Origin of the sequence: Flagellimonas profundi (assembly GCF_017313275.1) — a bacterium.
In the GTDB taxonomy this organism is placed as follows: Bacteria; Bacteroidota; Bacteroidia; order Flavobacteriales; family Flavobacteriaceae; genus Flagellimonas; species Flagellimonas profundi.
Map to the genome: position 1 here is coordinate 59,419 of NZ_JAFLNM010000004.1, position 21,334 is coordinate 80,752.

Below are 21,334 nucleotides of genomic sequence, written 5' to 3' on the forward strand. Positions count from 1 at the left end.
CATCAAAAATTCATTGATTTTACTGGGCTGAGAGGATTTTTTCACCAAAAATGGGAGAATGGCCGCTAAAATGAATTGCGCATAGATATTCTGCTATAGATGTACTTGAATAAACTTCAAAAAACAATTTTTCCGTGAAAAATCTATTGATTTTGCTGGGCTGAGAGTGCTTTTCCGTGAAAAATGATTCAATTATAAATAATCTATATTTGCGAAAAACACACTGAAAATGGTCTTTTCCGAAGGAAAATGAATCAATAGCACCGCGCCAGCGTGCTATCCTCTTGCTTTACATTTCTCGTCCCGCAAGCGGGAAAAAATGAAAGCCTCTAAAATTGGATTTAAGTTTATTTTGTTAGCCAATTGATAATGTCAAATCCCAAGTTACTTTTCAGGCTATCATTCTCAATTATGTTGATTTTTCCAACTGCGCATTCTTGCTGTTCTTCTTCAAAAGGCATAAAGCTTGGTTTTTCTGTTCTGTTGGAAGGGTACAGCAACAAAGCCCTATAAGAACCCCAATATCGATTATAAACAAACATTTGCCTTAGGTCATGGGTTGAGGGTTTGTTGGATTGAATATGTTTCCATTTGGTGTCGATTACAAACACCTCATCATTTTTTTGAATGATTATATCAGGACGAATGGAGACATTGTGCCAAAAGCGTTTGGAGGATTGTCCAATAACTTTAAGCCCCTCAATTTTCAACGATTTCAATTTTATAAGTACATATTCCTCCCATAAGTCATTCATGTCAAATAAAAGTGCCAGCATCTTCTCATTACCGGATGAAACACTAGGAGCAAAATTTAATATGATGATTCTAGCAATTTCCAGTGCTGTTTTATAGGCTTTGTTCTTCCGATTGTAAACGAGCTTTGAGAAAAGCCCCGGATGAGGTTTTACGAGGTCTACTTCTGGAAAATCCAATTGTACCGTCTTGCATTTGGAGTAGAGATACGTCCCATTGGAAAATTGCGCTATAATCTTTAATGCCAATCCTAAAATTTGATGTTCGAGGTGATTGGTCCCATATATTTGATGCGTAGTATAAAAACGTTCTTTATGGACCAGGTTTTTTTGGATGTGATTTGCAAACTCCAATTTGCCTTTTAATGCTTTTACATTGGAAGTTTGTTTGTAATATTTTTTAATCAATCCTTGGTGAATCAACGCTTGTACTTCATTCAAAAACCATTCAAAGTATATATCAAGAAGATGGATGTGCTGCTTGGCCACAAATGCATTCCCAATATTGTTGACCTTCAGTTTTCTGGTCGTCCGTAGCATTTCTATCAAAACATCCTTCCATAGGACTGGTGATTCTTCGGAACGGTCAATCTTCGGCAGCACCTCAAGTATTAAATCTCCAATTTGGATTACCCCCACATAACTTGAAAACTTAACCCCCTTGTGAACTAATGTGAAGTATTTGTTGTCATGAAGCTCGTTGAGTTTGGCCAATGCATTGAAATGACTTTCCTTAAACTTTACTCCAAAGTACGACTTTCCATAAGTTATGGTTTGATGTTCAAATACGGATATCTTTTGTCTTGGGCTATTCATTGGATTTACCCAAACAGGCTAAGACAGCCTCCTCTATATCTTCAATGGATGGAATCAGTTGATAGGTTGCTTCCAACTGTGGTTCGTCAATATCGTTAAAGCTTGGAAAAAGTGATTTTTCTGGTTCCTTTTCCTCAATAAACCCAGGGCCAAGTACCAATGCAATCTTTTGATAGTCATTAAAGAAATATTCTTGCAACAGTGGAATAATGTTGTTTTGAAACACCTTCAGAAGCCCAGCCGTGTCTCCACTGTGAAGTTTAATGAAATAGGAGTGTCCAATGGTATGGTCACGGTCTAGCAGTGCCTCAATTCTTTTATTTATGGTGTCTAGGACTTCTTCCAGATTAAACCCATTAAATTTTATATGGGATAATAGCTTTGGGTCTGGCATAACTTCTTCAAACACGAAGCGTCGCCTTAATGCAGTATCTAAAGCCTCCACACTTCTATCAGCCGTATTCATGGTGCCAATGATATATACGTTGGGAGGGACGCCGAATTCCATTTTGGAGTAGGGCAGCTTCACTTTTAATTCTTGTGATTCGCCCAGTCTTTTATCGGGTTCAATTAGCGTAATAAGTTCCCCGAAGATGGCTGAAACATTCCCTCGGTTGATTTCATCAATAAAAATGGCGTAGTTGTTATCCAAATCCTTCTCTGCACGATTGCACAATTTTTTGAAAATTCCCTCGGTAATTTCATATTCGAGCTTTGTACTTTCATCTTCCAACTTTGGTTTGATTCCTTCCACAAAATCTTCATACCCATAGGATTGATGAAAAGTGACAAACTCATAGTTCTTGACCATTTTATCTTGGCTTGGCTGAAAATTAAGTATTTGCTCCAGTATTTCAATTCCTTCTGGATATAGTTGCTCTACATCCTCTTTTACAACTCTCCATTGGGAATCCTTTTCTTTATAAAAGAGCGGCGGTTCACTGCTATCGGAAACATTTACGTTAGGACAATAGGGTACCGTGTGAGCCTGCATTCTGCTCCATGCTATGGGACGAATATTCTTTGCTTTGGATAAACTGGCTTTGGCCTTTACAATCTCATGTTTCAATAGTTGGTCCACACTTGCTGTTCCCATTTGATATAAAGCAATGGCAAAGGTTTGCCACCAGGTTAAATCGGAAACCAAATTGATTATGAACTGTTCCTTGGAAAGTGAGGTTTCACTCAGGGTGAACTGTTGAAAATATTTTTCTTTCAACTTAAAGGTTTTTCCAGTTCCTGGAGGACCGTAAAGAATAACATTTAATGGCTGGTCCATTTTTCTTATATTTTTAGTTTCGTCTGTAAATTCGGAATAGTGATTTTTTAAAAGTATCAATGCTTCGAGATATTTCCCTTTAGCATTTTGGTATTCTTCATTGAAAGGCACTCTGGATAATACTCCCTTTTTGTTCCCTTGTATTTCATATTTATGTAAAATCTGCATGGTCAAGAATCCACCCCCTCTAGCAGGTGCATCTTCTCCCAGAATACTCTTCTGTATTTCCCTATGACTTAAGGCTTTTTTGAGATAAGCATAAATAACCCTTGCTTCGATAGTTGACTGATTATCAGAATTGGATTTAATCGAATCATCAGAAAGTCTGTATTCATTTAGATTTTTCAACATTGCATCAAACTTTGTGTCGGTTACCAAAACATCTTCACAATTATGCTTTTTAAAGATTGATATGATTGATTGATAGTTTTGATCAATGAAATCAAAAAGCTCTGATAAATCTTTGGTGATTTTTCCCAGGTTTTTGTCAAAACGTTTGTTACCCTTTTCTATAAAACCTCCAATTTTTGAGACAACTTCTTCATAGGCGCTTATTAATTCACTTCGCTTTTCATTGGTGAATCTAACATGTAACCTACAATCAAAACCATCCTCTTTTGGAGATAATGAGAATCCTACACTTCGTGTTTTGGTAATTCCGCCACTGGCATTTATCAATCCAACAAAAGCATATTCTTCGTTGCCTTGAAACCAATGACCGCTTTCAAATCGTTGTCCAGCTCCAGTACGCTGACGCATTAAAAAATTGAAGTCGGGATGCGATTCGCGATACGTTAAAAGTTTGGCAAGTATGGTTTCGTGGAAGGTCATATCATATTTAATTCTTCGAGAATATCTTTTTTAAGTTTGCTAAATGGCCTATTGCTAAAATCGGCACTATCATAATAAACTCCAAAAGCTAATCTGTACAATTCCTTTTGAGAAACTCTTAAACCGGCATATGTCTGGGCCGATAATATTTTTAAATACCTGTCCGTATAAATTTGTTTTAATTTGATTAAATCAAAAACTTCATCATTATGAGCATTGTAAATTTCTATTATTTTAAAGAGCTCCATAAATTTTGATACTTTCTTCGGTATCGGAGTTTTTTTATCTAAAACGATGGAAATGGTATTTTTTGAATTTATATCGTATTTGTAAGAAAATCTAAAGTCATCTAATATATTATCCAAATAAGGATGTGGGTAATATTTTAATCGTAGTGTTTTGGAGAGTTTAAATCTGCTATTGCAGATTGTACAAGATGGTATTAGGTTATAAAACGATAACCCGAGTATTGGATATTTTGATTGAGGAAAGAAGTGATCAAAATCTGGTTTTATGGAGTTAAATCGAACGTTTACTGTAGATTGTCTATTACAGTAAGGACAATATTTAATTGAAACGTTATTAGATAAATCGTTAAGGTTGTATTCCTTTTTATTCTTGCTAAAATTCTTATATGAAAATATTTTCCTAATTGTTGTATCATATTTGCGTCTATTTCTTGACTTTTGAATACGATAATAATTGGTGTTCAATGTAGCCAATTCTTCTGGGTTACCCTGTAATATATCATCTATATTATCCTTGATGAAATTTACGAGATAAGAAGGCAAGCTGTTAATATGTTGAGATTTAAGAACTTTATTTCTGAGTTCGACTAAATGAATAATTTTTGCTTTGGAAGCTTCTTTATTGTTTATGTTTATCACTTTTTAAACTATTTAAATAGGCAATCTGTTCATCCAATATTTGATCTCGTACATTCTCTCCCGTTTTTTCACCATACATTTCTAATAGTTTGGTTTTTAAAATAGGCTCATCAATTATCTCTATTATATTTTTATAATTTTCTCTATCATCATTCAGTTCTTGTCCTTCAACAGTTTCAGAACTTAACCAACTAATAACTTCTTCTATTTTATTTTTGGCAAAATCACCAATTAATCCATCTTCAACAAAAAAAGAATCAGCTAATAAATCCGTAATGTTAGCAGCAAATGATTTTGTAGGTCTATCAACATGTTCGTATTTGAGAAATTTAGTTTCCATTTTAGAGTTATCTCTCAACAGATACACAATGTTCTTATTTGGTAAATCGGACAAAGTTAAAGGGTCATGAGTTGTAAATATTATCTGAATATTTGGCTTTTTATCAAGATGATTAAAAAAATAAGGAATAGTTTTTACGAGAGTATTGACATATTTCCTTTTCCAAACAGGATGAAAACCAAGATCTGCTTCGTCTAGTAACAAAATGTAGTTATTTACCTGCTCATAAACTTGTATGTCCGAGGACAGCTTCGTGTTTAAGAAATCGTACAATCTTGAAAATAAGTTGAGAAAGGCATTTTCACCTGAACTTAACTTTCTTTTAGAAGGCATATAAAATATGAACCCATCAATGAGATTGCTTTTATCAATTACCCTTTCCTCGTTTTTAGGCTTATGGCTTGGATAATAGTTGATTATGTTATTTAAGAATTGATTTTGAAGTTGTAATATTTCAATTGCCTGATTACTATTTATAATAAAAACATTATTAGTTACTTTGTTTAAGTCCTCAATTGCATCAATTGCAGAGTACAGTTTTTCCAGCAGCTCTTGGATTGTTTTTATATTAAAAACAGGACTTTTTCCTTTGTCAAAGTCTAAAAAACAGTTTTGAATAAACAACAAAAAAGAATCATACGCATTTAATCTATTACTATCTCTTAAAAAATATCTATTTTCAAAAGACCCCTCATACAGGTAGGTATTATCCTTTTCCATCTGCCTTTCTATGACTGATAATAAATCTCTTAGAATATATCTTTTTAAAAGATATTTATTTACATCAATTTGGTTAGAGACCCGACCTGGACTATCAAATTTTCTAATTCTGTCCCATTCATCTAACTCTCTTTTAAGTTTATCCTTTACAATTTTTAAACTTGGCCTGAAAGCAGTAGGTATATTTCTTTCATTTTGTTGTTTATGCCCCCTTACAGTTAGTCTTGCGTCCCCATGATTTGGAAAATTGAATAAGTCTTTAAAAATATTTTGCTCTTGAACAATCTTAGAATTTGAAAAGAGTATTTGTCGTATGCTATTTTTAAAAACCAATTCTTGACTTACAGAAACACTATTTTTGTTTTGCAAATCCGCAAGATCTTCTTCAAGGATTTGGTCAAATGAAATATCATTATTATCAACTTCATCAAAATTCGGATTAAACTTAAAATCGAAATGAGGTGAATAATAAATGGTCTGACATAAACTGTTTGACCGATTTTCATCTATTGCAAAATCATCATTTGATGATTTAAAATTCAATGAAGTCATGTTGCCAACATCGTAAATTGAACTAATGAACTTTAGTTCTTTCTCATTCTCTGTTTCAAAAAATAAATAGGTGTTGTTTGATGGTAGAGCGTTTGGATTTCTTACGAACAAACTACGGATGGAATCGAGAAGTGATGACTTACCTGCACCATTCTGCCCGACAACTGCATTTATACTTAAAAGGCGGCAATCTAAGTTTGTGATATCGAAAAATGAATCTATGTATTCTGCATTTTTTTGTCTAGAAACATGAACGGCCTCATCTTTCTTTACAAACTCGTAAATATACTTACCACCTAGATTTATAAATTGTGATTTATCAAACAGATAATCATGAAAGTCTAAGAATATAGCTGCTAACCTCATCCCTCACCATATTTACCATTCTCCTCCGCAACCATCCCCAACTGCGCCTTCGCCTCGCCTTGATCCCGAACTTCTTCGGGACTCCTTACAGTCACCTGCCCATTCATCAACATAGGCAATAACCAATCGCGTAGCTCGGCGAGTTTTTGGTTTTCAACTTGAAGTTTTTCTCTTTTTCTTCGCATTGGTAAGACGATATTTTCAAACTTTTCCTCCAACCCATTATTCGGTCTTGAAACATAGAGTAATTTTATCCCTTTGACATTTAAACTTTTGAAAAATGCTCCAGAATCTGTATTCCATAAGATTTGTCGCCTCATATCTTCGCCTTGAAATGCCAAATAGAGGTATGTCGGTAATATTGTATTTGGTCTTATTGCTGTTATGTTTCTTCCTATTCCAGTGATAACATTTTCTGGAATTTGTGCAGTTGCACCAACTCTTCCTGCGTTTGTTATTACAATATCACCATCTGTTACTTCTATTCGTTTTGTCCAAATATCATAGTCCTCTTTTTTTACAAAGTATTTATTGATTAAATCAATTAAACCATCATCCTTGAGATTTTCCAATTGTAACAGATATGAATTTTCATCTTCAAAATTATAGTCTGGCTTTTTTGAATGTAAACAGTCAATTATGGAACAGCAATCAGAAATCAATTCAACTTCCCACCCCTCAGGAATCTCTCTTTTTAACTCTTCGTTATACACCATTTTACCACCAGAGGATTTATAGGGTTTACCGTTTTGGTCTGGAAAATCAAACTGGACAAACCAATAGTCGTAAATGGTTTTGGCGAGTGCCTCTAATTCTTGGTTGATTTTGTTGTTGACTTCTATTTTGGCGTCTAAATCGGATAAGACTTTGGCGATTTGTTGCCATTCATTTTCATCTGGAACAGGAACTTCAAAATTTTGAATTGACTTTAGACCTAAATTTTTAATGGTGCTTCCTGTTGCTACATTATAAAAGTAATCTTGCACACCTTTCAGCTGAAAGAAATAATAATAAAACTGATTAATTCCAGACTTGAAATTTAGATAAGCGGCACTTTTTCCTAGCATAACTTTTTCATTTTTATAAAAAGCCATACTTCCTAAAGTTCCATTAATTGAGAGCAAAAGAGTATTCTCATTTAACTCCCTGTAATTACTTTCAAGAGTTTCTTCAGAAACAATTTTTGTGTCTGGTGTTATAATTATTTGTCCATTTTTGAGATTATTGCCGTTAACAAAAAATACGGTTCCTTCCTCAATATATTCAGGCGTTCCGTGTAAACCATCACCTATTCTGGAACATAAATTCTTTAACTTATCTTTTTTCCAGCTAAACATTTTGAAAGTTTAAATTTTTAAGATTTTCGTTTATCTCATTTTCTAATGTTTTTCCTTCATCAAACAGTGTTCTTAAATTTTTTTCAAAATCTTGGATTTTATTATCAAACTCTTCTACTGTAATGTCTACATATTCAATTTTAATCTCAAAATATTGTCCTGCACTAAATGAGTAGTTTTTAGCTTTGATATCGTCGTACTTTACCACTACCGAGAAATCCTCTACTTCGGTTTTGTGGGTGAAGGTTTCAATTATCCGGTCTTCTTCCGATTCACTTAATAACGTTTTCTGGTTTTTACCGTCTTTTACTGTGGTTCCCAAATTGGAGGCATCAATCAAAACTACATCCTCTTTATTGGCTGCATCCAAAAACACGATGGAGACATTGGTACCTGTGGTCGCAAAAATATTGGAAGGCATACTTACCACACCTGCCAGCATTTTATGGTCCACCAGTTTTTGGCGTATTTTTTTTTCAATGCCACTTTGTGCGGTAATAAACCCGGTGGGGACAACACAAGCGGCTTTTCCTGTAGCGTTTAAGCTGTACATAATGTGCTGTAAAAACAAGGTGTATATGGCCATACTTTCCTTTTTCTTTTTTGGCACATTGGGTACACCTGCAAAAAAGCGGTCTTTGTTTTCCTTTTTGTTCAAAGTGTCCACATCATCACTAAAATCCAGTTTAAAGGGCGGGTTGCTCACGATATAATCAAACTTTCGAAGGTCACCATCTTTTTTGTGGTAAGGGTCTGTCATAGTGTTCCCCTGTATCACATTTTCTATACTGTGCACCAATTGGTTCAGTACCAAGTTCAAACGCAATAGGTTGGAAGATTTTTGCGAGATATCCTGGGAGTACACGGTACATTTATCAGGGCCTATGGCATGGGCCAGGTTCATCAACAGCGTTCCGGAACCCGCACTGGGATCATAAATGGTGACATTGCTCACGGGTTCGGGCACCAAAATATTGGCTATGATTTTGGAAACCGCATGGGGGGTGTAGTACTCTGCGTATTTCCCTCCAGAGTCACTGTTATAATCCTTGATCAAATATTCAAAAATGGTAGAGAAGAAGTCAAAACCTTCCTCCATAATATTTTCAAAGTTGAAAATCACCAATTTGTTCAGCAAGGCCTTGGCAAAGCCATCCCGTTTACTACGAACAAACTCCGTGATACGGTCAAATAGGGGTACTTTTTGCCCATCTTCGGTCTTAACCGCAAACAGCTCGTTGTTGCTAACGGCAATGTCCATTAGAGTGTCATCCAAGAGTTTGGCAAAATCAGGTTCGTTTTGTCGTTGGAACAAATAACCAATCAATTGGTGCGGTTTTAAAAAGGCGGTGGAGGCCTTCATTTGGAAACGCAACACTTCATATTCCTCTTCGGGCAATTGCGCCAACTGTTCCGCCCAATCCTCGGCCTCGGCCAATTCGGGCTTTAATTCCTTGATTTCGTAGGCGAAGCGGTCGTTTAAAAATTTATACAGAAATATTTGGCTTATAATTTTAAACTCATTGCCATCGTTGCCCAGTCCGTAGCTGGCACATACCGATTTGAGTTCGTCAATAAGCTCTTTGGTCTTTGTGGTAAACGTTAATGTATTGTTCGTCGTCATGCAGTTCTTCCGTGATATTCGTTAAGGTATTCGTCTACTATAATTTGTGTGATAAACTTGGTAGTGGCCACATCCATAGGGGCGTTCATGGATTTTTGAAATTCCGCGAACACCCATCGCGCCACTTGACTACTAAAATAGCTCTCGTTGTTTAAACTATCATTACGGGTAAGCACAGTCAAGTCCGTTTGTTCCTTGATTTTTTGTAGGGCCGCAATGATCACCGTTTTTAATTTGGAAGGTTTTCCCGCTTCCAATAAGCGTTTATGCACCCGTGCATATTTAGGGTCGCCTTGGTATTTGTCCCGCAACAGTTCGTTTCGGCGATTTAGTTCTTGCACCTTTTCGTGGATGGCCTTCAAGGAACCAATGTTGTGCTGCATCTCTGCTTGCGATACTTCGCTCAAGTTTTTATGGTCAAACAATCGGCGTAATTCTTCATACAGGCTAATCCATTCCGGGTCTTTGGGGTCAAAATTGCTTCCCAAGGCCTCCCGGGTCTTTTTCAGCATATCCTTGAGCTCTCCTGCCAGTACCAATTCGCTTTCACCTATTTTTTTAAAACCAAACACAACATCTTCCAAAGCCATATTGAGCAGGTTGCCTACTTCCTCATTGTTTTCAAAAGCTTCCTTGGCATTGATGAGGTTTAACCGATTGGTAGCTTCAATACGCAATCGGTTCAATTTTTTAAAGTCCATCCGTTCCAGGAGTTCATACTCTCCTTTCAATCGTATCTGACTGTACAGGGCCTGTACTTCTTCCAAGGCTTTTTTGATTCGGCGTACCTCATCTTGATTGTTGATTTGGGAAATTTGGGAAGTAAAGTTTTCGGCATTCAGCAAGTCGTAATCCGCCAATGACTCCTTTATATTCTGAATCGAGGCTTCAATCTCTTCGTTGGACAGCAAAAAATTGGAGTAGCTGGCCATTTCATCTCCCAAAATGCCTTGTAGTTCATCAAAATAGGCACGGTTGGTCTTGTCGAACTCCTTGGAAATGTCAGCAAAGTCAACCACATGGCCAAAGCGATAATCTTTATATCTCCGATTAACCCGGGTTAATGCTTGTAATAAATTGTGGGCTTTGATTACACGGCCTAAGTATATCTTTTTTAAATGTTTGGCATCAAATCCCGTAAGCAGCATATTGTACACGAACAGAATGTCAATCTTCCCTGCTTTAAAATCATCCCGCCACGCTTCAAGTTCTTTTTTGCTTCCAGCATCGTAAAGTATCAAGGCTGCTTTTTTGACTTTGAAATCGTCTTTGCGTTTTGCAAGATACTTCAAATCAGGTTCAGCGGCTTGGCCTAATTCGGGTACTACGGCCTCTTGCTCTGCATAGGTTTCATTGAAAATGTTGAAGAGCGTTTCGGCTTGGTCACTACTATCACAAATGACCATGGCACCGAGGGAGCTATCATCTTTGAGCTGTCTAAAAGTTTGAAAATCGTTGATGATGTATTCCAACATCGGGGCAACAAAAGAGGGGTGCGCATAAATATATTTTCTTTCCACATCCCCCTTTTTGATTTCCAAATCATCCAGGATTTGCTTCAGCTTGATTTTATATTCGGTTTCTATCTCCTCGCGAATCAGTTTAAGGGTATATCCATCTGCAATGGATTTGTTGTAGTAATATTTATGGATGTAATCCCCAAACAAATCTTTGGAACGTACATCTCCACCGATTAAAGGAGTTCCCGTCAGTCCTATTTTAATGGCATTACGATCGGACTCTTCGAGATTGGCCAAAAAACTGCCTTCGGGGTTGTAGCTCCGATGCACTTCATCCAAAAAGTAGATACGTTGGATGTTGGTGTTGTAATCCGTTGAGGTGCTAACTTTGGAATCCTCTTTGAACTTATGGATGTTTACCACAGTGATTTCACGTTGGCCTTTGTCATTATAAACTGCGGTGTTCTTCTTGAGGTCAGCCACAAACTCGTCCCTGGAATTTACGGTATGCACTTTTAACCCCCTGGCGGTAAATTCATCACGGGCCTGGGTCAGTAAGTCCAAACGGTCCACAATGAAATAGAATTTGGGGACAATATGTTTCCTCTGAAAGTAGTCTGTTAAAAAATGGGTGTTGTAATAGGCCAAGGCCGTTTTCCCGGAACCTTGTGTATGCCAGATGATTCCTTTCTTAATGCCCTTTTCTAGGGTTTCTTCAATGGCATTGGTCGCAAACAACTGCGGATAGCGCATGATATGTTTTTGGAGGCCATCATGTTCCTTAACGTAGGCAAATGCATACTGGAGGATAAATTGTAGCCGTTCTTTGGACAGCATTGAAGAAAGAATACGATTGGTCGGAGTGTCAAGATTTTTATTGGTTTGATATTCGGGGTTGTTCTTTACACTGATATAATTAGTGTCCTTGAGCAAAAACTCTTCAACCGTAGGTTCTAGAGGTTGCAACAATTGGGTGTAGTTGAAGCCTTCCTCTTCCCTGAAATAATTGAATATGGGTTTTTGATAGGAAGAAGATGCATAAAAAGCACCTTGCCAAGGCTCAATTTCATTGTCATCATATTCCATATTATTGGAAAAGATCATGAATTGGGTAAGATTGACAAATTTTCGGAATTTTTTGTTTTGAAACCTTCGATTGATTCTGTCCCGTTCCGCAATAACCCCATTTCTGTTATTTGGCTTCTTGACTTCGATAAAAACTAAGGGCATTCCATTGATCAAACAAATAATGTCGGGCCTGAATTCATCTTCTCCATTTTTATAGGTGAGTTCCGTGACCACATGAAAAGTATTCCCATTTTCGAAGTCCTCAAAGTCAATAAGTCTGACACCGGAACGTTCGGTAAGTTTATCGTAAAACACCTTTCCCAAGTCCTCATTCTCTAAATCCAAACTAATTTCTTGATATAAACGCTCTATATCTTGTTTAGACAATTCGGGGTTGATTTGGTGAACCGATTCCTTAAAAATATCTGCAAAAACGTTGGTGTTTTCGTCCCATTGATGCTCCTTAAGTGAAATGTATTTGTAGCCAAGTTGGGTGAGGTGTAAGATAGCCGGTAATTTGACTCTGGAATCTTCGTTGAATGTCATGAATTAGTTTGGTTAGTATGTGGGAGAAAATTACTACAGCAAAATAGCTATTTACATTTGGATTTAAAAACTCGCGAAGATAATTCGATATCTCCAACAGAAAATTTTCCTGATAATTATGTTGCTCAGTCAGATTAAAATCCATTGTGTTTTGAGTTTTGCCTTTATTTTGGTCTAGCTTTTTTAGATAATCTATCAGTAAACCATTCAAATTATGAAGTCTAAAACGATATCAAGAAAAGAACTTTATGAACTGGTATGGACAACCCCATTGACACAGTTGGCCAAACAATATAACATTTCAGACAACGGCCTGAGAAAAATTTGCATCAAACATGAAATACCGCTTCCCAAGGCCGGACACTGGTCAAAGGTAAAATTTGGCAAAAAAGTTGCCAGAACCCCTTTGAAAAAAACAGAGAAAAAACTAGATGACATCAAACTTTACGAGAGGACAGGAAAAAATGATAAAAAAGCACATTTCAATAGCAAGTACAGTGCCTTAAAAAACGAAATTGTTAACGACCCCTCCCTACCCCTTTCCGTTCCAACAAAAATGTACAAACCCGATATTCTGGTTCAAAAGGCAAAATCCGACCTAGCAACTTCAAACTATCAACCCAACCATCAATATCAAGATATAATCCATACAACCAAAGGATATTTAAACATTGAGGTTTCAAAAAAAATGGTTCCTAGGGCACTGAGGTTTATGAATGCCCTAATCAAATTGCTTAGGAAAAGAGGTCATGACATTGAAATAGATGGATATAGTACTTATGCCATTGTGTTTGACGAAAAAATCAACATACGCTGTCGCGAAAAATCAAAACGAGTCATGGTCAAAAGTGATAGGTGGACAAATTATGAATACCACGCAAGCGATATTTTAATGTTAAAGATGGAAGCAGATTACATCTTGAGAAAAGATTGGGCAGACAGTAAAAATGAACTTTTGGAGGAACAACTCGCTAAAATACTGACCAAACTGGAGTTGACGGCTAAGCAATTGAAAAAAGAACGAATCGAAAGGGAGGAATGGCTCAAAAAATTTCAGGAAGAACAAAAAATCAAACAGGAACTTCAAGATAGAAAGGACAAAGAACTAAAATCCCTAAAATCGCTTTTCAAGGACATGAAAAGACATGAGATGACCGTAAGGCTGAGAAGTTATGTCGAAGAATTCAAAAGCCATAAGGAATCCAACGGTGAGCTGACAGAGGATTTATTGCTTTGGTTGGAATGGGCGAATGAGAAGATCGAATGGTTCGATCCTATGATTGAAAGGGAAGTTCCTTTGTTGGAAGGTGTTGAAAGAAATTCACTAATGGAAGATAACCAACATGAAAGATTAAAAAGGTTCTACCCATAATCATGGTAAAATAACATATGTGAAATCCATGTGTATGCCGCAAATTCAAGCCTTTTTACAATGGTTACAGGGGCATTTGCCGCAAATTTCACTTTAAGAAAATATTCTTGCGCTACTAATTCAATTCTATATCCCTGTATAACAACGATTTATTATTTATTCTAACCAGCAACATTGGCCTGCCGTGTTGCCCTCTTGCTCTTCTTCTTCCCAAAAACGTAAATTATTTAGCGCGTCACTCAAAATGCCCGAAACTTAACTTATAACAAAGGGAATAGACCATTTCAATTCAAAGGAGAGACGATAAGTTCTAAAAATTAACCACACTATCAAGAGCTTCATCAGCTTCTTTATGAATGAAATTGGCCTGATAGTTAATAGTGGTTTTTAAATCACTATGCCTATATAATTTCTGGAGCATTAGAGGATGGATAGTGTCCCCAGCAATATTTCCAAAGGAATGGCGAGCTATGTGATTACTTAAATTCTTTTCAATTCCACATTGGACAGCAATCCTTTTGAGATACTTGTTCAATAGTTTCGTTGCATTCCTCGTTTTTCTGAAAATTTCTTCTTCATTGTTAGGGTTGACACCTTTTAAAAAATGAAATATATATCCATCATTATCAGCTTTAAACGTCTTGTAACATTCAAATATCTTGGTTGCTTTATCTGGGACGGCTAAACTTACAGACTTTTTGTTTTTGTCCATTATGTAAATTAGTCTTCCATCTTTAATATCAGTCCACTTTAGCTTCACAACATCGGAAATTCTGATTCCCGCAAAATAGAAAGCAGTTAACCATACATTTTTTGTGTGCCAAATAGAGGTGTTTGGTTCAAGGACCAAAGATTCAATTTTCACAATTTCATCTTTGGTTAAACCAATTTTGTGACTGTTTCCAACCCTAATTTGTTCTTTGTCGTTACCAAAGGGATAAAATTTTGCGTCCACATAGCCATTCTTGATTGCTTTATTATAAAGCGTTCGTATAAAAATTAGCTGATTTGTAACAGTCCGAGGCTTTTGGTCTAAATAAATCGCACAGAAATTTTTGTATTTTTCAAGAAATGCTTCATCTATCATTTGAAACATTAAATCCTTACTCTTTTTAAACAACTTAATTGAATCGGAAAAACTATATTCACCCTTTCTACCTTTGCTTATACGCATAATGCGTCTTTTCCTAATCTCAGTTTTTACAGTTAATTTATCCTCTGATAAATCACAATTTAGAAACTCTTGGATATTGTAGAGAATGGAAAGTTCGGATTTAGCTACTGAAAAAATTCCTCGTTCATATTTATCCTTAACCCTATCCGCAGCAAAAGAGAAAAAGGATTTAGAACCACTGGCACCCTTTAATTTTTGTTTGGCTTGCTTGGGAGTTAAATTATTCTCTGAGTTTAGAAATAAATCGTTAGTTTCTGTAAGCTTTTTAAGGAGGTGATTATTCAAACGTTTATAATTTGGGTGACTGCTTCTTATTCGTCCTAAGCGTCGATCCCAATCTTTTTCAAGCACATAAACACCTAACCACTTATAATTCGTTTTGTAATTCGCACTAATACGTATCGCCAAAGGAATGGTTTTATCCTTTCGTATCATATTTTTTCTGAGAACAATTTTTACACTTGCCATATTAATCCAGTTAATTCTACAAAGATAAGCGGTTCATCAAATTATAGTACAGAATAAGTACAGAATAATATCATTTCAAATGAATTCATTTAATATTCAAAAATATTTATAACTCTAATTATCAGTTATTTATATATGTATTGCATCTATATAGCAGAGCATACCTTTTGGCTCATAACCCGAAGGTCGCTGGTTCGAGTCCAGTCCCCGCTACTAAACGAGAAGCCATTCACTTGAAAAACAGATGAATGGCTTTTTTTATGCCCGGCCAGTAAGTGTCGACCGTAGCGTTCGAAACTCTATTTGGGGGCTAAATCCGAATCACGCATTCACAGGTTGATTTTTTTCTTTTACGATTTTTTCCTGGATGTTTCCTGGAACGGGCTCAAATCCCGAAAAGGTAGCTTGGAAAGTGGCTTTACCTTGGGTAAGTGACCTTAGCTCGGTAGAATATCCGTAAAGTTCCGCTTCAGGGACGGTACACCGCAGAATCTGATACTGATCGGCGCTTTCAATTCCCAAAATAACGGCCCGACGCGATTGCAGATCGGTCATGACCTGCCCAACAGCATCTTCCGGTACTTTTACATTAAGATTACGGATGGGTTCCAGAAGTTTGGGCCTTGCATTCAAAAAGGCGGCCCTGAAAGCATGAGCTCCCGCGATCTTGAAAGCAATATCATTGGAATCGACCGTGTGCATCTTGCCATCGTAGACCATGACACGAACGTCACGGATATAGGATTCGGTCAAAGGACCGGATTCCATCACTTCCAAAATTCCCTTTTTTATCGAAGGCAAAAACCGCAGATCGATAACGCCGCCAACAATACAGTTATAAAAGACCAATTTACCGCCCCAAGGTAGTTCTACCTCTTCTTTGCCCCGTATACTAAAGCCTTCGGGTTCGGCCATATCCTGGTACCAGGGTTCGATCTTCATATGTACCTGCGCAAACTGACCGGCCCCGCCCGATTGTTTCTTATGGCGATAGCTAGCCGTAGTAGGCTGGGTTATGGTTTCGCGGTACGCAATACGGGGTGGCGAAAAATCGGCCTTGACTCCATACCCGTTTTCTAAGGTCCATTTGATCACGGATAGTTGCAACTCTCCCTGACAGGCCAATATCTGCTGTTTTAACTCATTGGAATAAGAAACCACCACCGTGGGATCTTCGCTCTGTATTTTTTTAAGGGCCTCCATCATTTTTTCCTCATCATGCTTTTCAACAGCGGCCACCGCCCTCCGGGCACGGGCCTCGGGATATTGAACAGGCTTGATGGTTACCTGATGCCCTTGGGTGTGCAAAGTATCGTTGGTTTCGGTATGTTTTAGTTTGAGCGAGGCGCCGATATCACCGGCGCTCAATTTTGAAACGGGCCGGCGCTCCTTGCCGTCCATGATAAACAATTGATTCAATGCCTCCGTTTCATCGTTACGGGCATTGACCAGTTTGTCGTTTGTTTTGAGTTCTCCGGATTTTACCTTAAAAAACGTAATCTGGCCCACATTTGGCAAAAATTCCGTCTTAAATACGAAAAGCACCGTAGGTTCCGTAGGCAATGGCTTTACGATCTTACCCTCGACGCTCTGCTCTGGTTTCATATCGGCCGCGGCCGGGGCCACATTATCAATAAAGCCCATAAGTCGGCCGCTGCCCATATCCTGAAGGGCCGAAACGCAGAAAACGGGAAAGAGTTCATGATTGAGCATGCCTAGTTTAATGCCTTGTCGCAGTTCTTCTTCGCTCAACGTTCCCTTCTCCACAAAGAGTTCCAATAGGTCCATGTCGTTTTCAGCGGCCTTTTCAACCAATTCGTTGTGCAATTGGTTTGCCAGTTCTTTTTGGTTATCGGGAATCGGCAATTTTTCGGGTTTTCCGCCGTCGGGACCAAATTTGTAAAGCTTCATTTTAAGTACGTCCACAATACACTGCGCCCCATCGATGACCAATGGATATTGAATTTTTACGGCATTGGATCCGACAAGGGAGCGGATTCCTTTAAAACTATGCTCGAAATCCGCATTGGGATGATCAATCTGATTGATGACAAATATGGTGGGTTTGTTGTAGCGGGCAATATAGTTCCAAATGATCTCTGTGCCTATCTCCACACCATACCGAGCATTAATAACGGTCACGATAGAATCGGCCACACGAATGGAAGAAAGGATCTCTCCGATAAAATCGTCAAGTCCGGGGGTGTCGATAATGTTGATCTTGTAGTTGCGCCACTCGGTATGCAGTGGGGTGGCAAGGACCGAAGTCCCGCGTTCGTGTTCTATATCATGGTGATCCGATACGGTATTCTTGTTTTCTACCGTTCCACGGCGGTTGATCAGGCCAGCCTCGAACAACATGGTTTCAGCGAGCGTGGTTTTACCGCTTCCATGGGCACCTACGAATACCACATTTTTGATATGCTTGTCATCATAAACTTTCATGATTGTTATTTGTTTTTTCAGTTCGCATCGTTAAAAATAAAGGTGCGGATTTAAAAAAAACATGACTTTTATCCATGTTGATCAATAAAAAAGAGGCTGGGTGAACAACACAGATATTAATTGCCCTGAAAACACAACTCCAGTAGCTATTCTTTAAACATGTACCCAAAGCGTTTTGGCCTGAAATAAGGAAGCTAATTGATAAGGAGTTTGCTGAAAAACGGATAGGTAAAGGTGACCATAGTTTTACAGATGACCATATTAAAGGCAGATCATTGGGTTGGAACCAAATTAAATAGGTGTTTTGAAGATGCTGTAAGTAACATATGATTTAGTGTTTCAACATCTAGTATTGATTATTTTTAAAAGTTCAATTAAACGATGCTAAAACTAGATTAATCCTGATTATGAACTTAATCCATATACTCCTTTAGAAGGTTTATTTCTGAGGATTTACGTAATCTTTTCAATGCTTTTATTTTAATCTGCCTAATCCTTTCTGTTGTTAAGTCCAAATCATGAGCGATTTGCTCGATTCCCAAAGGATTTTCTCCGCAAATCCCATACAGCATCTTAATTACATAAGCCTCTTTATTGGATAGTAATTCCAAAATTCCGTTAACTTCTATTTGTAAAGATGTATTTACTAAGCTTTGATCTGGACTATTAAAACCATCAGATTCAATAAGATCGTATAAACTAAATCCTTCCTCTTCAGGTCGTAGTGACTTGTCCATGGAAATTGGCCAAGAAGAATGTTCCAAACAAAGTTGGATTTCAGAAAGCGAAAAATCAATTAATTCTGAAATTTCATCGGCAGTTGGAGATCTTTGGTGTGATTGCTCAAACTTTGTTGTTACCTCATTTATTTTACTTATCACATTTATTTTGTTCAAAGGTAACCGTACCATTCTAGATTTATCAGAGACGGCATGAATAATGCCTTGGCGAATCCACCATACAGCATAAGATATAAACTTAAACCCCCTGGTCTCATCATATTTGGAGGCAGCCTTCACCAATCCATGATTACCTTCCATGATAAGGTCATGTAAAGTGAGCCCTCGAGACTGATACTGTTTTGCAACTGAAACCACAAACCTCAGGTTTGAAACAATAAGTTTTTCCAATGCCTTGGCATCACCATTCCTAATGCGAACGGCTAGTTCCACTTCTTCTTCCGCTGTGATCATGGGAATTCGACTTATATCATTGAGATATTTTGACAGGATATGATTTTCCCTGTTGGTAATCTGTTTGGATATGGTAAGTGCTCTCATAAATTAAATTTTAAACCAATGACTTTACATAAATCAGGTTTCCATTGCCCTTGGGATTTTTACGTGATTCAATTTGAATTTGATTGATTGATTTTACCAGTGGAGTCAGTTTTCGGAATCCAAAATTCCGAGCATCGAAATTGGGTTGCTTTTTTTGCAATAGGGTCCCTACCTCTCCTAAAAAGGCCCAGCCATCTTCATCCTCCAAATCCGAAATAGTGGCGAGAATCAAATGGATGACCTGTTGGGTTATTTTATCAACAGGATCGATTTTCGTCTTTTTAATTGTCTGGAATTCATCAGTACTGGTTTTATGAAGGATTTCAAGGTATATGAACTTATCACAGGAAACAATGAAAGGGTCAGGTGTCTTACGTTCACCTATTCCAAAAACGGTCATCCCTGCCTCCCGTAATCGAATGGCCAACCGAGTGAAGTCACTATCACTAGAGACCAAGGAAAACCCATTGACTTTACCTGAGTAAAGTATATCCATGGCATCAATGATCATCGCACTGTCAGTGGCATTCTTACCAGTGGTGTATCCATACTGTTGAACTGGTGTAATGGCATTTTTAAGGAGTACATCCTTCCATTTCACCAGACTTGGTTTTGTCCAATCACCATAAATCCTTTTGATACTAGGGTTTCCATATTTTGCGATTTCCTCCAACATTTCCTTTACATATCTCGATGGAATATTATCGCCATCTATTAAAACGGCCAAGTTTAAATCCTTTTCCATTATTCTATTCCTCTGTCTTTAGTTTATATTCATTGAGGTAAACCGCTTTGGCCATCTGTTCCCTTTTTGCCTTTGATTTTTTTGTAAACTCTTTATTGTCCCGAATTTGTTTCAGCTGTTTGGTATTTCGAACTTTCTTCCGATATCTTTTGAGAGCTCTATCAATATTCTCTCCAGGTACAATTTTAATTTTAAGCATATAGCATATTTTAGAAATGATGTACAAATCATTATGAAGCTGAAAAGCAAAAAAGAGTCCAGTATAGTTTTGGAACTTTAAGGTGGATAACAGCTATAATTTCGTTGAACAGCCTAAAAGGCTACGAAATTCGAATATTGGTACAAGCGAAAAATAATTAAGAAGTGGCCCTTTTTGAATTAAGGTAGTATGTTGGGCAGTCTTTTTTATTTAAGGACAGGTATAATTTTCGTCCATAATTTTAATGTGACGTAAAGTAACGGATTTAAATTGGATTTAAGTTATTTAAAATCAAATAAATAATCCAACCATATCTTATATAGATATTACGTACAGCACTATTTAATTGATAAGGAATTGAGAAAAGAGTTTAATACGGTTTTAATGCCCTGAAGACAACAAAACCATCTCTTATCTTTAGGCCAAGTACAATCCGATTTTAATTGAAGGTTGATACCCCATAGATGTGAAAGATGGTAATGATTTCGTGGAGAAATACAAAAACCAATTCAATTTAAAGTTCAAAAAAACGATGTGATGCAGGTCATTGTTTTTTCTAAACTCCGAAAATATTTTTATCAAATAATAACGGTAAAATGTCTCGGAGGTTTTTCACATACATGGCTGTAGCATTCATAGCTTTATTCGCCTTTTCCAATTGTAGTGGCGATGACTCATTTGAATTTTCACCAGACCCTACATGTGGTCGAAATATCAACTTCATCGTTGAAGTAATACCCCAAGGAGCTGGAATTGTCACTAGATCCGAATATGTCAATTCATTTGGGCTAAACGGGTTAATGCCGTTTCAGGTTATCGAATACTTTGCCATTCCTACAGATGGGTATCAGTTCATAAAATGGGACTTGGCTCCAATAGCGGATAGGGAAGAAAATCCCATTTCCTTGATTCCTTGTGATATAAACCCTGTTTATACCACTATAAGGATTAAGGCCATTTTTGAAATCATAGAAGAATAATCGAATGCTCTTCCTGTAGTTGTGAAAATCATTTGGGAAAGGTATCGTCAATTCCAAATTTCCAAAAACTCAATTACCTTCCTTGGACTATAC

At 37.2% G+C, this 21,334-nt stretch carries 14 protein-coding genes; 2 read left to right on the forward strand and 12 right to left on the reverse strand.

Annotated elements, in window-relative coordinates; translation table 11 throughout:
- Nucleotides 1-347: 347 nt before the first annotated feature.
- The 7 genes from J0654_RS15565 to J0654_RS15595 are packed head-to-tail and all read right to left on the reverse strand — an operon-like array spanning nt 348 to nt 12,578.
- Nucleotides 348-1,568 (reverse strand): McrC family protein, encoded by a 1,221-nt coding sequence (locus J0654_RS15565; RefSeq protein ID WP_207030041.1) that lies wholly within the window; start codon nt 1,566-1,568, stop codon nt 348-350.
- Nucleotides 1,561-3,678, reverse strand: a complete 2,118-nt coding sequence (locus J0654_RS15570) for an AAA family ATPase (RefSeq protein ID WP_207030042.1) — start codon at nt 3,676-3,678, stop codon at nt 1,561-1,563. Before J0654_RS15570 ends, J0654_RS15565 begins: the two co-directional genes overlap by 8 nt.
- Entirely contained in the window at nt 3,675-4,565 is an 891-nt protein-coding gene (locus J0654_RS15575) for an HNH endonuclease (protein WP_207030043.1), read from the reverse strand. Before J0654_RS15575 ends, J0654_RS15570 begins: the two co-directional genes overlap by 4 nt.
- Nucleotides 4,546-6,543 (reverse strand): AAA family ATPase, encoded by a 1,998-nt coding sequence (locus J0654_RS15580; protein WP_207030044.1) that lies wholly within the window; start codon nt 6,541-6,543, stop codon nt 4,546-4,548. The genes J0654_RS15575 and J0654_RS15580 overlap by 20 nt, the downstream gene beginning before the upstream one ends.
- Complete coding sequence (locus J0654_RS15585; protein WP_207030045.1) at nt 6,540-7,880, reverse strand: restriction endonuclease subunit S; 1,341 nt, start codon at nt 7,878-7,880, stop codon at nt 6,540-6,542. The genes J0654_RS15580 and J0654_RS15585 overlap by 4 nt, the downstream gene beginning before the upstream one ends.
- A complete protein-coding gene (locus J0654_RS15590; RefSeq protein WP_207030046.1) occupies nt 7,873-9,504 on the reverse strand; it encodes an HsdM family class I SAM-dependent methyltransferase in 1,632 nt (543 codons plus the stop codon). The genes J0654_RS15585 and J0654_RS15590 overlap by 8 nt, the downstream gene beginning before the upstream one ends.
- A complete protein-coding gene (locus tag J0654_RS15595) occupies nt 9,501-12,578 on the reverse strand; it encodes a type I restriction endonuclease subunit R (protein ID WP_207030047.1) in 3,078 nt (1,025 codons plus the stop codon). The genes J0654_RS15590 and J0654_RS15595 overlap by 4 nt, the downstream gene beginning before the upstream one ends.
- A gap of 214 nt (nt 12,579-12,792) precedes the next feature.
- Here J0654_RS15595 and J0654_RS15600 point away from each other — a divergent pair, with 214 nt between their 5' ends.
- Nucleotides 12,793-13,950, forward strand: a complete 1,158-nt coding sequence (locus J0654_RS15600; RefSeq protein ID WP_207030048.1) for a hypothetical protein — start codon at nt 12,793-12,795, stop codon at nt 13,948-13,950.
- A gap of 310 nt (nt 13,951-14,260) precedes the next feature.
- On the opposite strand, the gene J0654_RS15605 is transcribed toward J0654_RS15600, so the two are convergent.
- The 5 genes from J0654_RS15605 to J0654_RS15625 form a co-directional block, all read right to left on the reverse strand.
- Nucleotides 14,261-15,592 carry a tyrosine-type recombinase/integrase gene (locus J0654_RS15605; protein WP_207030049.1) on the reverse strand — a complete coding sequence of 444 codons (1,332 nt, stop codon included), beginning with the start codon at nt 15,590-15,592 and terminating at the stop codon, nt 14,261-14,263.
- A 321-nt stretch (nt 15,593-15,913) separates the two neighbouring features.
- The gene (locus tag J0654_RS15610) at nt 15,914-18,037 is read right to left on the reverse strand and encodes an elongation factor G (protein WP_207030050.1); all 2,124 of its coding nucleotides are present in this window, start codon (nt 18,035-18,037) and stop codon (nt 15,914-15,916) included.
- Between the two features lie 413 nt (nt 18,038-18,450).
- Nucleotides 18,451-19,317 carry a sigma-70 family RNA polymerase sigma factor gene (locus J0654_RS15615; RefSeq protein ID WP_207030051.1) on the reverse strand — a complete coding sequence of 289 codons (867 nt, stop codon included), beginning with the start codon at nt 19,315-19,317 and terminating at the stop codon, nt 18,451-18,453.
- 10 nt (nt 19,318-19,327) lie between these two features.
- Nucleotides 19,328-20,062, reverse strand: a complete 735-nt coding sequence (locus tag J0654_RS15620) for an NYN domain-containing protein (RefSeq protein WP_207030052.1) — start codon at nt 20,060-20,062, stop codon at nt 19,328-19,330.
- 4 nt (nt 20,063-20,066) lie between these two features.
- Entirely contained in the window at nt 20,067-20,261 is a 195-nt protein-coding gene (locus J0654_RS15625) for a small ribosomal subunit protein bS21 (protein WP_207030053.1), read from the reverse strand.
- Between the two features lie 596 nt (nt 20,262-20,857).
- Here J0654_RS15625 and J0654_RS15630 point away from each other — a divergent pair.
- On the forward strand, nt 20,858-21,241 hold the full coding sequence (locus J0654_RS15630; protein ID WP_207029647.1) for a hypothetical protein: 384 nt from the start codon (nt 20,858-20,860) through the stop codon (nt 21,239-21,241).
- The last annotated feature ends 93 nt before the right edge of the window (nt 21,242-21,334 follow it).

Excerpts from the sequence above, each read along its gene's own strand:
- J0654_RS15620 (WP_207030052.1), bottom strand. The coding sequence starts at position 20,062 with ATGGAAAAGGATTTAAACTTGGCCGTTTTAATAGATGGCGATAATATT.
- J0654_RS15615 (WP_207030051.1), bottom strand. The coding sequence starts at position 19,317 with ATGAGAGCACTTACCATATCCAAACAGATTACCAACAGGGAAAATCAT.
- J0654_RS15585 (WP_207030045.1), bottom strand. The coding sequence starts at position 7,880 with ATGTTTAGCTGGAAAAAAGATAAGTTAAAGAATTTATGTTCCAGAATA.
- J0654_RS15590 (WP_207030046.1), bottom strand. The coding sequence starts at position 9,504 with ATGACGACGAACAATACATTAACGTTTACCACAAAGACCAAAGAGCTT.
- J0654_RS15610 (WP_207030050.1), bottom strand. The coding sequence starts at position 18,037 with ATGAAAGTTTATGATGACAAGCATATCAAAAATGTGGTATTCGTAGGT.
- J0654_RS15570 (WP_207030042.1), bottom strand. The coding sequence starts at position 3,678 with ATGACCTTCCACGAAACCATACTTGCCAAACTTTTAACGTATCGCGAA.
- J0654_RS15580 (WP_207030044.1), bottom strand. The coding sequence starts at position 6,543 with ATGAGGTTAGCAGCTATATTCTTAGACTTTCATGATTATCTGTTTGAT.
- J0654_RS15565 (WP_207030041.1), bottom strand. The coding sequence starts at position 1,568 with ATGAATAGCCCAAGACAAAAGATATCCGTATTTGAACATCAAACCATA.
- J0654_RS15605 (WP_207030049.1), bottom strand. The coding sequence starts at position 15,592 with ATGGCAAGTGTAAAAATTGTTCTCAGAAAAAATATGATACGAAAGGAT.
- J0654_RS15600 (WP_207030048.1), top strand. The coding sequence starts at position 12,793 with ATGAAGTCTAAAACGATATCAAGAAAAGAACTTTATGAACTGGTATGG.
- J0654_RS15625 (WP_207030053.1), bottom strand. The coding sequence starts at position 20,261 with ATGCTTAAAATTAAAATTGTACCTGGAGAGAATATTGATAGAGCTCTC.
- J0654_RS15630 (WP_207029647.1), top strand. The coding sequence starts at position 20,858 with ATGTCTCGGAGGTTTTTCACATACATGGCTGTAGCATTCATAGCTTTA.
- J0654_RS15595 (WP_207030047.1), bottom strand. The coding sequence starts at position 12,578 with ATGACATTCAACGAAGATTCCAGAGTCAAATTACCGGCTATCTTACAC.